Source organism: Salipiger thiooxidans (assembly GCF_900102075.1).
Taxonomy (GTDB): domain Bacteria; phylum Pseudomonadota; class Alphaproteobacteria; order Rhodobacterales; family Rhodobacteraceae; genus Salipiger; species Salipiger thiooxidans.
Genome location: NZ_FNAV01000004.1, coordinates 150,650 through 162,626, shown reverse-complemented (window position 1 = coordinate 162,626; position 11,977 = coordinate 150,650). Strand labels below are relative to the sequence as shown.

10 protein-coding genes are annotated in these 11,977 nt (G+C 68.4%); 2 read left to right on the top strand and 8 right to left on the bottom strand.

All coding sequences use genetic code 11. The features are described from left to right. Nucleotides 1-20: 20 nt before the first annotated feature. Entirely contained in the window at nucleotides 21-1,151 is a 1,131-nt protein-coding gene (locus BLQ77_RS07130; RefSeq protein WP_008885907.1) for an ABC transporter substrate-binding protein, read from the bottom strand. A gap of 199 nt (nucleotides 1,152-1,350) precedes the next feature. Between BLQ77_RS07130 and BLQ77_RS07125 the strand changes: the two genes are divergently transcribed. After that, complete coding sequence (locus BLQ77_RS07125) at nucleotides 1,351-2,352, top strand: phosphotransferase enzyme family protein (protein WP_089957253.1); 1,002 nt, start codon at nucleotides 1,351-1,353, stop codon at nucleotides 2,350-2,352. Beyond that, complete coding sequence (locus BLQ77_RS07120) at nucleotides 2,349-3,665, top strand: aspartate aminotransferase family protein (RefSeq protein WP_089957250.1); 1,317 nt, start codon at nucleotides 2,349-2,351, stop codon at nucleotides 3,663-3,665. Before BLQ77_RS07125 ends, BLQ77_RS07120 begins: the two co-directional genes overlap by 4 nt. 175 nt (nucleotides 3,666-3,840) lie before the next feature. Here BLQ77_RS07120 and BLQ77_RS07115 read toward each other — a convergent pair whose 3' ends face one another. From BLQ77_RS07115 to BLQ77_RS07085, 7 genes are all read right to left on the bottom strand, one after another. Next, nucleotides 3,841-4,608, bottom strand: coding sequence for a DeoR/GlpR family DNA-binding transcription regulator (locus tag BLQ77_RS07115; protein WP_089957246.1), 768 nt, complete (start codon nucleotides 4,606-4,608; stop codon nucleotides 3,841-3,843). Between the two features lie 499 nt (nucleotides 4,609-5,107). After that, entirely contained in the window at nucleotides 5,108-5,335 is a 228-nt protein-coding gene (locus BLQ77_RS07110) for a hypothetical protein (protein ID WP_089957242.1), read from the bottom strand. 51 nt (nucleotides 5,336-5,386) lie between these two features. Then, nucleotides 5,387-6,271: a formyltetrahydrofolate deformylase gene (gene purU / locus BLQ77_RS07105; RefSeq protein WP_089957239.1), complete on the bottom strand. Its 885-nt coding sequence runs from the start codon at nucleotides 6,269-6,271 to the stop codon at nucleotides 5,387-5,389. Nucleotides 6,272-6,700: 429 nt separating this feature from the next. Then, a complete protein-coding gene (locus BLQ77_RS07100) occupies nucleotides 6,701-7,339 on the bottom strand; it encodes a helix-turn-helix domain-containing protein (RefSeq protein ID WP_089957236.1) in 639 nt (212 codons plus the stop codon). Nucleotides 7,340-7,471: 132 nt separating this feature from the next. Beyond that, the gene (locus BLQ77_RS07095; protein WP_008885948.1) at nucleotides 7,472-8,623 is read right to left on the bottom strand and encodes an iron-containing alcohol dehydrogenase; all 1,152 of its coding nucleotides are present in this window, start codon (nucleotides 8,621-8,623) and stop codon (nucleotides 7,472-7,474) included. Nucleotides 8,624-8,657: 34 nt separating this feature from the next. Next, complete coding sequence (locus BLQ77_RS07090) at nucleotides 8,658-11,093, bottom strand: GcvT family protein (RefSeq protein WP_089957233.1); 2,436 nt, start codon at nucleotides 11,091-11,093, stop codon at nucleotides 8,658-8,660. After that, entirely contained in the window at nucleotides 11,090-11,968 is an 879-nt protein-coding gene (locus BLQ77_RS07085) for a choline/ethanolamine kinase family protein (protein ID WP_089957230.1), read from the bottom strand. Before BLQ77_RS07085 ends, BLQ77_RS07090 begins: the two co-directional genes overlap by 4 nt. Nucleotides 11,969-11,977: the final 9 nt, after the last annotated feature.

The following is an 11,977-nucleotide window of genomic DNA, read 5'->3' as shown; positions in this document are numbered from 1 at the left end:
GGCCCCGTGGTCGGGCGCGCTCAGGCCCGGCGCGCGGCGGTGTAGAGTTCCATGAGCTTGTCGTAATCGGTCACCACGTCGTACTCGACCGAGTTGGCCATCTCCTCCTCGAGGCTGTCCCACTGGATCGCGTCCAGCTCATCCTCGTCCCAGAGCGCGAAGACCTCCGGGTCGCCCATCTGCGCCACCGGGTTGTAGGTGCCCTCGGCAAAGCCCACGGCCTTGCAGATCTCGGGCTTCTGCACGAACTCGAGGAAATCCTCGGCCAGCGGCGAGCCCTGCGGGTTGTTCACCACCGAGGTGAGCTCGATCCAGACCACGCCGCCCTTGCCGTTGATCGGCCCGGACCTGGGGGTAATCGCCCTCACGTTGGTCAGCCCGTCCAGCCGCGCCGGCGAGGCGGTGTAGGTACCGCCGGTGAAATAGGCGTCGATCTCGCCGTTGATGAGCGCGGTGTTCATCGCCACAAGATCGTCGGTCAGCAGCTTGGCGCCGGCGAAGATGGTCCTCGCCACCTCGTCGAACCTGGCGAACCCGGCCTCGTCCAGCGGCTCGAACGGATTCAGGTCGCCGGTGATGCACATGTGCATGAGGTTCCAGTTGTCATAGGTCAGCACGCCGTAGCGCCCCGCCATCGCCGGATCGAGGAAGATCTTCCAGCCCTCGTCCTCGGCCAGCTCGCGGCTGATGACATCCGTGTTCACCACGAAGGAGAACGGCCCGTAGCGCTGCGGCATCCCGATCAGCTCGTCCGCAGGCGAGAAGGCCAGCGGATAGGTGGGGTTCGAGAACTCCGGCGCCATCTTCTCGAAATAGGGCAGGAAGCGCTCTTTGTTGAGCGGCTTGATCAGCCCCTCGGGCATCAGCTGCCCGCGCGCCCAGGGCTGGTTGAGGTTGATGAGATCCCAGACGTTGACCTCGCCCGCGCGCAGCTTGTTGATCATGTCCGGATCCGAGGTGCCGCTCTCGGCGCGCACCGTGGCGCCGGGATGCAGGTCGCGGAACGGGCCCAGCACGTCATCGGTGTTGTAGCCTTCCCAGCACAGGATGTTCAGCTCGTTCTCGCGGGCGGCACGGGCGGCGCGGGGCAGCAGCGACGACGCCCCCGCGGCCCCGAGACCGGCGGTAAAGGCACGACGGGACAGGTTCATGGCAAATTCCTCTCTGTTGGCGCGGTCCGGTCATCTGCCGGCCCGTCGTTTCCGCTTGGCGGTATTCTGGAGAAATGCCGAAATTCTGGCATCTGACTAGGATGATTCCGGCGAGAACCTCCCCAGGCAAGCAAAAATGTTGCAAGCCACAGATTCTCCTCCTAGCAAATGAGGGGATTGCAAAGAAAAAGGGCACGGCATGGCAGGACTGTATGAGGACGGCTTCGTGGAGCGCTTGCGACAGGGGGTCGTATCGCTTGCGGACCAGTGGGACCTGAGCCCGGCGACCGAGGTCACGCTTCTCACCCTCTCCGAGAACGCCACCTTCATCGCCCGCGACCCGGAGCGCGAAGCGCCGCTGATCCTGCGCGTGCACCGTCCCGCCTACCACACCAAGACCGAGATCGAATCCGAGCTCGCCTGGATCAACGCCTTGCGCGACGGCGGCGCGGTCGAGACGCCCGAGCCGCTGCTGGCGCGAAACGGCACCCACATCGCCTCGTTCGAGGATGGCGACGAGACCCGCCACGTGGTTGCCTTCACCTACATGTCCGGGCGCGAGCCCGAGGCCAGCGAGGGGTTGGCGCAGGGGTTCGAAATCCTCGGCGCGATCTCGGCCCGGCTGCACCAGCAGGTGCGCGACTGGACCCCGCCCGAGGGCTTCACCCGCAAGACCTGGAACTTCGAGACCTCCTTCGGCCCGGCCCCGCTCTGGGGCGACTGGCGCGCGGCGCTCGGCATGACGCCGGCGCAGAAGGAGGTGCTCGACCGGCTCTGCGACGTGCTCGAAGCCAGGCTCGCCGCCTATGGCGCGGGTCCCGACCGCTTCGGCCTCGTGCACGCGGATCTGCGACTCGCGAACCTCTTGCAGGACGGCGACCGGCTCGGCGTGATCGACTTCGACGACTGCGGCTTCTCGTGGTTCATCTACGATTTCGCCGCCGCCGTGTCCTTCCTCGAGACCGAACCCTACATCCCTGCCCTGCAGGAGGCCTGGGTCCGGGGCTACCGCAGCGTGGCGGAGCTCTCGGACGAGCACGTGGCGATGATCCCCACCTTCATCCTGTTCCGACGGTTGCTGCTCACCGCCTGGATCGCCTCGCATTCCGAGACCGAGACCGCGGCGGCGGCCGGGCTCGCCGCCTATACCGACGGCACGGTGGCGCTGGCCGAGGCCTATCTCGCGGAGCAGGGCGCATGAGCAAGGTCCGCCAGATCCTCGACATGAACGCCTTCGACGCCACTCAGGGCGGCACCGGCGCCGTCGCGCGGCGGCTCGCCAACCTCGGAGCGGCCTCGGTGCTGTTCTACCGCGAGCCCATCGAGATGGTCTCGGCCAAGGGGGCCTGGATGGTCGCCCGCGACGGCACGCGCTACCTCGACTTCTACAACAACGTGCCCTCGGTCGGGCACTCCCACCCGGCGGTGGTCGAGGCGGTGTCGCGCCAGATCGCGGTGCTCAACACCAACACCCGCTACATCGTCGAGGTGGTCGACGCCTACCTCGAGGCGCTCAAGGACAAGCTCCCCGCCGCACTCTCCAACGTGGTGATGACCTGCTCGGGCAGCGAGGCCAACGACCTCGCGCTGCGGGTGGCGCGGGCGGCGAGCGGCGCGCAGGGGATCATCGTCACCGAGACCGCCTATCACGGCAACACCGCGCTGGTGACCGAGGCCTCTCCCTCGGCGCTCAGGCGTGGAACCCTGCCCCCGCATGTGGTCACCGTGCCGGCGCCCAGCCGCGCCGCGTTCGGCGAGGACATCGCCGGCGGCTTCCGCGCCGCGGTCGAAGCCGCCATGGCCGAGCTGCAAGGCCGCGGGCTCGGCACCGCCGCCTTCCTCGCGGATTCGATCTTCTCGTCGGACGGCATCTTCGCCGACCCCGCAGGCTTCCTGCGCCCCGCGGTCGAGGCGGTGCAGGCGGCGGGCGGGCTCTACATAGCCGACGAGGTGCAACCGGGCTTCGGCCGCACCGGCGACGCGTTCTGGGGCTTCGCCCGGCACGGCATCGCCCCCGACATCGTCACCATGGGCAAGCCGATGGGCAACGGCTTCCCGATGGCAGGCATGGCCGCGCGCCCCGACCACCTCGCGGCCTTCTGCGAGGACGTAGGCTATTTCAACACCTTCGGCGGCAACCCGGTGGCGGCGGCCGCGGGCCTCGCAGTGCTGCAGGTGATCGCCGAGGAGGGCTTGCAGGAAAACGCCCGCACCGTCGGCGCCCATCTCAGGGCCGGGCTCGAGGCGGTGGCCGCCGACGCTCCGCAGGTGGCCGCGGTGCGCGGCGCCGGGCTTTTCACCGGCGTCGATCTCTGCTCCCCGGATACGCCCGACATCCCGGATGCCGCCGTCACCGTGCGAATCATCGACGCCATGCGCGACGCGGGCGTGCTGATCGGGGCCGCCGGCCGCTACGGCGCCACGCTCAAGGTCCGCCCGCCGCTCTGCCTGAACAGGGACGAGGCAGATCGCTTCATCAACGCCTTCGCCAACGCCACCCGCACCACCCTGTGACCACACAGACCGGCCGGGCGCCCCGTTCGGCGCCCGCGCCAGCCCCTCCCCAAACGACCACCGCACCACCAAACCGCGCCCACGCCTCCCGCTCAGGCACCCCACTCTTCATCTTGCCAGACAAACTCCCGCCGGAGGCATCCGACCTCCGCCACCGGCACCGCGCCCCAAGACCTCAGAGCACCGCCAGCCGCACACCCACCCCGGCCAGCTGCAGCGCCCGCCCCAGCGGCCCCTGCGGCCGGGCATCGCTCACCAGCACGTCGATCTCGCCCCAGTCCGAGTAGCGCGCCGTGGCCATCCGGTCGAATTTCGAGTGATCCGCCACCACCATGTGGCGCGCGCTCTGGCGCAGCATGGTGGCGTAGACGTCGCCCGCCTCGATCAGCGCGTCCGAGGGGCCGAGCGGCGACATGGCGCTGGCCCCGGTGACCGACCAGTCCGCCGAGTAATCCGACAGGAAGCGCACGGTCTGCGCCCCGTGCAGCGCGCCTTCGCCCGCGTGGTAGACCCCCGGCGCCACCACCACCTGGATCGACGGGTTGACCGCGAGCGCCGCCGCCACCGAGACCGAATGGGCGATCACCGTAACCTCGCTCATCTCGAGCGCGATGCGCCGCGCGATCTGCGTCGTGGTCGCACCCGAGCCCATCATGATCACCCGCGCCCCGGCCAGCAGCGGCGCCGCGGCTCGGCCGATGGCGGCACGCTCCTCGACCAGCTCCTTGTGGCGCTCCGACAGCGCAGGTTCCATCGGCTGGCGCAGCATCGCGCCGCCGTAGGTCCGCGCGATGAGCCCCTGCCCCGCCAGCTCCTCGAGATCACGGCGGATGGTCTCGGTGGTCACCTCCAGCGTCTCGGCGAGCCGCCCCACGCGCATCGTCGGCGTGATGGAGAGCTGTTCGAGGATCGCCTTCTGGCGCCGTTCCTTCTTGCGCGACATTCCGTTTCCTGCCCGGCGCGGCCCCCTGTTCAGCCGATCCAAGCAGAGGTCCCGCCGGCAATCAAGACCGCCCGCCCGTCCCGGCACGCTCAATCACCTCAGGGCGCTCTCCGCGCCTCAGGCAGCGGCAGAACCGCGACCCTGCACGGACAACGGCACACGCCGCGCCCCCTGCGCGCTACGCGAAACGTGGCTCCCTTGTCCCGGGACCGCGAAGGTGTCCGCCCGCGTCCTCAGTGATCTCTTCACCGAAGACATCAGCCGAAGCCCCCCAACCGAGGTACTTGCGGGCTATGCAGATGAGCTGGCCCCCGGGGGATTGAGGTCATGCGCGGACATGCGGGTGACGTCGCGCCGGCGTCGAAACCGACGGCGCAAACCCGAACCGCACCGGCAAGACGCCAGGCGGGAATGCCACACAGAACTCCATCGCGAAACCGCTGCGCAGGGCCGTTCCGCCAGGAGAATACAGCAGAACACTGCACTCACCCCCCCGCACTCAGGACACGGCGCTCAGAACCAACCGAACTCCGCCTCCTCGGCCACCGGGTCGGCTCGCGCGCCAGTGTCGCCGCAGAGCCGCCCCCACATCGCCCGAACGCAGGCTCCGCAGCAGCACGTTGACCCTGGCGAGGCCCGCCTGGGTCTGGATTTCGCTCAGCGCGCCGATGGCGCATTCCATCTCGGCCAGGGTGGCGATGAGCGCCGAGATTCGGTCCTCGAGCATGTGCCGGATGCGGATGAGCGCAGCCGCTGACCACGCCCCCGGCCCTGGCGGTCAGCCCATGCGCTCGCTGGCATAGCTGCCGGGCGAGGCCGGGAAGACCACGGTCTTGTTCCCGTTCAGGAACACCCGGCGGTGGATGTGGGCGTGAATGGCGCGGGCCAGCACCTGCGCCTCGACGTCGCGGCCGAGCGAGACATAGTCCTCGGGCGATTGCGCGTGGGTCACGCGCACCGTGTCCTGCTCGATGATCGGACCCTCGTCCAGATCGGCGGTCACGTAGTGCGACGTGGCCCCGATCAGCTTCACCCCGCGTTCGAACGCCTGCTTGTAGGGGTTGGCTCCCTTGAAGGAGGGCAGGAAGGAATGGTGGATGTTGATGATCCGGCCCGACATCCTGGTGCACATCTCGTCCGAGAGGATCTGCATGTAGCGCGCCAGAACGATCAGGTCGGCGCCGGTCTCTTCGACCACCTCCATGATCCGGCCCTCGGCCTGCGGCTTGTTTTCCTTGGTCACGCGGATATTGTGGAAGGGGATGTCGTGGTTCACGACAACCTTCTGGTAATCCATGTGGTTCGAGATCACCGCCACGATGTCGATGGGCAGCGCGCCAATGCGCCAGCGGTAGAGCAGGTCGTTCAGGCAATGCCCGAAGCGCGAGACCATGATCACCACCTTCATCTTCTCCGCCTCATCGTGGAAGGCGTAGTCCATGCCGAAGCCCTTGGCGGTCGCCGCGAACTGCTCCTGCAGGCCGTCGAGCGAGGCCCCGGTCTCGGACTGGAAGCTCACCCGCATGAAGAAATTGCCGGTCTCGAAATCGTCGAACTGCGAGCTGTCGGTGATGTTGCAGCCGTGCTCGGCAAGGAAGGTGGCGATGGCGGCCACGATCCCGCGGGTCGAGGGACAGGTCACGGTCAGGGCGAACTTACTCATTCGGTCTTCTCCAGTCGTTCGGCGGCCTCGGTCGGCACATGCCGGAGTTTAGCCGCAGCCGGGCGCATCGTCAGCACCGCAAGCCGGCTCCGGCACGACGGATGACGAAGACGTCCGGGGGCGGTCCAGCCCGGTGCGCGTGGCCCGACCGGGAGCCCGCGTGTCAGACGGCAGATTGACCAGTTTCTCGGGGAGCGCAAGCGTCGGGGCCGCGCGGGTCGACGAGACGCTCACGGTCGGGTCACCGGTCCGACCGGTGACCGCCCCGCCGGGCGCCTCGGACGCGACCCGTGGGGGCGAAATCGCCCGCGGCGCGGTGCCCCGCAGCGATCCCCCTCCGCATCGGTCCGGACGTTTCGACCGAACGCAACCGCTCGCCCGCGCGAAGGAGCAATACCCTCCCATACAGACGGAAGTTCCGCCTGAGGCTCAGCGCGCCTGCGGGTAGGTGATGATCGACAGGTAGCGCGAGGGCAGCTCGACCAGCACCTCCGGACCATGCGGCGCGTCGGCGTCGAAGAGCAGCGAGTCGCCGGGCTCGAGCAGGTAGAGCTGGTCGCCGTGGCGATAGTCGATGACGCCCTCGAGCATGTATATGAGCTCGATCCCCTCGTGCTGGAAGGCGGGGAAGCGGTCGCTCTCGCTGTCGAGCGTGATCAGGTAGGGCTCGACCACGACGCCCGAGTTGTTCGACCCGATATGGCCCAGAAGCTGGTACTGATGCCCGGCGCGGGTGCCCGCACGTTCGATCTCGACCCCCTGCCCGGCCTTGACGTGCATCGCCCCGCGCGGCTCCTCGAAGCCCGAGAACAGCTGCACGAGCGGCACCCGCAGCGCATTGGCCAGAGCCTGAAGCGTGTTGAGCGAGGGCGAGATGACACCGTTCTCGATCTTGGACAGCATCCCCACCGAGAGCCCGGTCTGCTGCGCCAGCTCGGAGCCGGTCATGCGCTGGCGCTTGCGGAGCTCGCGCACCTGCCGGCCGATGGCGACCTCGAGGTTCTTCTCCCGCAGCTCGCGGACCGCGTGGGGGTTCTGCGTCAGTTTCGAGCTCGCGCCGTTCTTCATGGGGTTTCCAGTTCCGGTCGGGGACCCCCCTCGTGCCGGTCCGGGCACGTTCATGTCAAGCCTCCGTCACCAGTGGGGTCTCGACGGGTCGTGCGGGGCGCGGGACGCAGAGGCTGGATCGTCATTCGCACCTCAGGTTTCGAAACAGCTTTGCAGAAGCGGCAGAATGTTCTCGCGGGTCAGCGGCACCGGGTTGCTGCCGGCGGTCGGGTCCTTGAGCGCCGAGGCGCAGAGCGCGTCGAGGTCGGGATCAGAGACGCCCAGCGCGTCGAGCGTCTTGGGAATGTCGAGTTCGTGCAGCAGGTCGTCGATGAAGGTGAGGAAGGCGTCGAAGCTGGGCTCGAGCCCGAGATAGGCGGCGGCGCGCACGATCCGCTCCTCGATGGCGGGGCGGTTGAAGCGCAGCACCGGCAGCATGACGACGCCGTTGGTGGTGCCATGATGGGTGTCGTAGCGTGCCCCGATCGGGTGGCTCAGCGAATGGATCGCACCCAGCCCCTTCTGGAAGGCGGTGGCCCCCGCCGCGGCGGCGGTCATCATCTGCGCCCGCGCCTCGAGGTCCGAGCCGTCGCGATAGGCGCGCAGCAGGTACTCCTTGCAAAGCCGCATGCCCTCGAGCGCCACGCCGTCGGCCATGGGACCGTAGAGCGGCGAGCAATAGGCCTCGATGCAATGGGCGAGCGCGTCGACGCCGGTGCCCGCGGTGATCACGGGCGGCATGCCCACGGTGAGTTCAGGGTCGCAGATCACCTGCGCAGGCATCATCCTGGGGTGGAAGATGATCTTCTTCTCATGCGTCTCGGAATTGGTCAGCACCGCGGCGCGCCCGACCTCCGATCCGGTGCCGGCAGTGGTGGGCACCGCGACGACCGGCGCGATGGCCTCGGCATCGGCGCGGGTCCACCAGTCGCCGATATCCTCGAAATCCCAGACCGGGCGCGACTGGCCCGCCATGAAGGCCACGAGCTTGCCGAGATCGAGCCCCGAGCCGCCGCCCAGCGCGACCACCCCGTCGTGCCGCCCCTGCTTGAAGGTCACCACCCCCACGCCGAGGTTGCGCTCGTTCGGGTTCGGGTCGACCTCGGCGAAGAGATCCGCGTCCAAGCCCGAGCGGCGGAGGATGTCCATGACCTGCAGGGTCAGTGGCAGACGGGCAAGCCCGCGGTCGGTCACAACGAGCGGCTTGCGGATGCCGGCGGTGTGGCAGGCCTCGGCCAGTTCGGCGATGCGCCCGGCGCCGAAGCGGATCGGCGTGGGCCAGGACCAGTTGGCGGTGATCGTCATGGCTTTCGTCCTTTCGTGAAGACCCGAAATGCACTCATGACTTCAGCCGCGCATGGGTCGGGTCGTAGAGCGGCGACAGCGTCACCTCGCAGGGCACGCGCTCGGTGGCGACCTCGAGCTCGTAGCTCCCGGTCAGCACCCAGTCGCGGGTCACCCCCTCGGGGTTCTTGACATAACCCATGCCGATGGCCTTGCCCACCGTGTGACCGTACCCGCCAGAGCTGAGGTAGCCCACCCGCTCGCCGTTTCGGAAGATCGTCTCGCGCCCCAGCAGGATCACCTCGGGCGCTGCGGTGACGGTGGCGAGCATCTTGCGCAGCCCCTTGGCTTTCTGCGCCACGATGGCCTCGCGCCCGCGGAAATCCCCCTTGCCGGGCTTCACCGCGAATCCGAGCCCCGCCTCGAGAGGCGTGCTGTCCGGCCCGATGTCCCCGGCCCAGGCGCGGTAACCCTTCTCGAGCCGCAGGGTCTCGATGGCGCGGTAACCCGCGTCGACCAGCCCGTGCGAGGCGCCGGCCATGTGCAGCGCGTCGAACACCGTGGCGGCGCTTTCCACCGGCATGTGCAGCTCCCACCCGAGTTCACCCACGTAGGAGACGCGCAGCGCCCAGACCGGCGCGCCGGCGATGGCGATCTGCCGAGCGGTGCCGAAGGGCAGCGCCGCGTTCGTCAGGTCGGCACGGGTGACACGAGCAAAGATGTCGCGCGCCATGGGCCCCATGAGCGACAGCACCGCATGGCCCGAGGTCACGTCGATAAGCTGGGCATTGGCCCCCTTCGGGATGCCGCGCTTGATCCAGTCGAAATCGCGGGTGGCAAAGCCGGTGCCGGTGACGATGTAGAATTCGTCCTCGGCCCGGCGCAGGACGGTGAGATCGGCCTCGATCCCGCCCCGGTCGTTGAGCATCTGCGTATAGGTCAGGGTGCCGACGGGGCCGCCGATGTCGCCCGCACAGATCCATTGCAGCGCGCTTTCCGCGTCGGGGCCCTTGAGCAGGAACTTGGCAAAGCTGGTCTGGTCGATCAGCACTGCGGCCTCGCGCGCCGCCCTGTGCTCGCGCCCGACGGCGGCGAACCAGTTGGGGCGCCCGTAGCTGTAGATGTCGCCCGCGTGCTCACCTTCGGCGGCGAACCAGTTGGGCCGCTCCCACCCCATCTTCTCGCCGAACACCGCGCCGCGTGCCTTCAGCCGGTCATAGAGTGGCGAGCGCCTCCCGGGCCGTCCGCTGTCGTGTTCCTCCGAGGGCCAGGCCATGGTGTAGTGCTTGCCATAGGCCTCGACCGTCCTCGTGCGCACCCAGTCGGTGTCGAAATGCGGGCGCCCGAAGCGGCGGATGTCGACCGGCCAGAGATCGAAGGGAGGCTCTCCCTTGGCGACCCATTCGGCCAGCGCCATGCCCGCACCCCCACCCGAGGCAATGCCGAAGGCGTTGAACCCCGCCCCCACGAAGAAGCCCTTCTGCTCGGGCGCCTCGCCGAGGATGAAGTTGCCGTCCGGTGTAAAGCTCTCGGGCCCGTTGGTGAGCGTCTTGATCCCCGCCGTCTGCAGCGCGGGAACGCGGCCCAGCGCAAGCTCCATGATCTGCTCGAAATGGTCGAAATCGCTGTCGAGCAGCGTGTAGTGAAAGCCTTCGGGGATTCCCGAAATGGCCCATGGCTTGGGGTTGGGCTCGTATCCCCCCATGACGAGCCCCCCCACCTCTTCCTTCCAGTAGGTCAGCCGGTCGGGATCGCGCAGGGTCGGCAGGTCGCGGGTCACGCCGTCGATGGGCTCGGTCACCATGTACTGGTGCTCCATCGACACCAGCGGCACTGTCACGCCCAGAGGTGCCGCGAACTCGCGGGTCCACTGGCCGCAGCAGGCGACGACCACGCCGGTCCTGATAACCCCGTGCCGGGTCTTCACCCCGGTGATGGTGCCCTTCTCGCGCTCGACCGACAGCACGGCGCAATCCTCAATGATCCGCGCCCCCGCCATGCGCGCGCCCTTGGCGAGCGAGAGCGTGATGTCCGAGGGGTTGGCCTGCCCGTCGGTCGGCAGGAAGGCGGCCCCCACCACGTCCGAGACATCCATCAGCGGCCAGAGCTCACGCGCCTCGGAGGGTGTGAGCAGCTGCATGTCGAGCCCGAAGCTGCGGGCGGTGGTGGCCTGTCGCTTGACCTCGGTCCAGCGTTCCTCATTGCAGGCAAGCCGCAGCCCGCCGTTGCGCTTCCATCCCGTGGCCTGCCCGGTCTCCTGCTCGAGCGTGTCGTAGAGCTTGACCGAGTAGCCGAGCAGTTCGGTGATGTTGGCGGAACTGCGCAGCTGGCCCACGAGCCCCGCGGCGTGGAAGGTGGTGCCCGAGGTCAGCTTGTGGCGCTCGAGCAGCACCACCTCCCAGCCGAGCTTGGCGAGGTGGTAGGCCGTCGAACAGCCGATGATCCCGCCGCCGACGATGACCGCCTGCGCGGTCGTGGGAAAGTCGTTCATGCGCCCTCCTTCCAGGCGTCGAGTGCGGCCTCGAAGCGCGACAGGTTCTCTGCCGTGTAGGCCGCGTAGTCGAAGTCGATGTCCGAGCTGATCTCGGACACCATGCTCCACATGGCCTCGCGCAGCAGCGAGGCGCATTTCATTGCCCCGTAGCGTCGCATGTAGCCGGTGTCGGGATCATGACCGTGATAGAGGCGCAGCATCTCGGCCTCCGTGTCTTCGGGAAGACCCGAATTGGAGGCGAGCCCGCCGAGATCGAAGAGCGCAGAGTTGAAGCCGCCGTATTCCCAGTCGACCAGCCAGAAGCGCCCGTCCTCGGCCCGCAGGATGTTCTGCGGCAGCAGGTCGTTGTGGCCAAGCACCAGCCCGACCCTGCCCACCGCCTCTTCCAGCTGCATGGCCTCGGTCATCATCATCGGCAGGCGCACCATGTGGGGCGAGCCATTCCTCGCGAGGAAGGCGGCGTAGCTGCGCAGCACGTGGAAGACCCAGAAGGTCACCACGGGCCCGGTGAGCCTGGAGGTGAGTTCGCGATGCACCCGCCCCACCAGCGCCACCGCACCGGCGAGCGTTTCGGGGTCGTGCAGGTCGGCGCCGGTCAGTGCCTGCGAGGTCACGAAATCGGTGACCATGATCCCCGGCTCCGCATGGCGCAGCGCGGGCGAGAGCCCCGCTGCGGCGGCAGCCTCGGTCAGCGCGCGTTCGTTCCAGCGCATGACGAGATGCTCGGGGATGTCCTGCCCCATGCGCACGACGTATCGCCGTCCGGCGTCGGTCACCACGTAGTTGAGGTTGGTGATGCCGCCCGAGAGCGGCTCGATGGTCACAGGGCCGGACCAGAAGTCCATCGCCCGGACGCGGTCTTCCGGTGTCATGCGCCGCGG

Bases quoted from the DNA above. Each gene is read 5' to 3' on its own strand.
- BLQ77_RS07130 (WP_008885907.1), bottom strand. From the start codon at position 1,151: ATGAACCTGTCCCGTCGTGCCTTTACCGCCGGTCTCGGGGCCGCGGGG.
- BLQ77_RS07125 (WP_089957253.1), top strand. From the start codon at position 1,351: ATGGCAGGACTGTATGAGGACGGCTTCGTGGAGCGCTTGCGACAGGGG.
- BLQ77_RS07120 (WP_089957250.1), top strand. From the start codon at position 2,349: ATGAGCAAGGTCCGCCAGATCCTCGACATGAACGCCTTCGACGCCACT.
- BLQ77_RS07115 (WP_089957246.1), bottom strand. From the start codon at position 4,608: ATGTCGCGCAAGAAGGAACGGCGCCAGAAGGCGATCCTCGAACAGCTC.
- BLQ77_RS07110 (WP_089957242.1), bottom strand. From the start codon at position 5,335: ATGCTCGAGGACCGAATCTCGGCGCTCATCGCCACCCTGGCCGAGATG.
- purU (WP_089957239.1), bottom strand. From the start codon at position 6,271: ATGAGTAAGTTCGCCCTGACCGTGACCTGTCCCTCGACCCGCGGGATC.
- BLQ77_RS07100 (WP_089957236.1), bottom strand. From the start codon at position 7,339: ATGAAGAACGGCGCGAGCTCGAAACTGACGCAGAACCCCCACGCGGTC.
- BLQ77_RS07095 (WP_008885948.1), bottom strand. From the start codon at position 8,623: ATGACGATCACCGCCAACTGGTCCTGGCCCACGCCGATCCGCTTCGGC.
- BLQ77_RS07090 (WP_089957233.1), bottom strand. From the start codon at position 11,093: ATGAACGACTTTCCCACGACCGCGCAGGCGGTCATCGTCGGCGGCGGG.
- BLQ77_RS07085 (WP_089957230.1), bottom strand. From the start codon at position 11,968: ATGACACCGGAAGACCGCGTCCGGGCGATGGACTTCTGGTCCGGCCCT.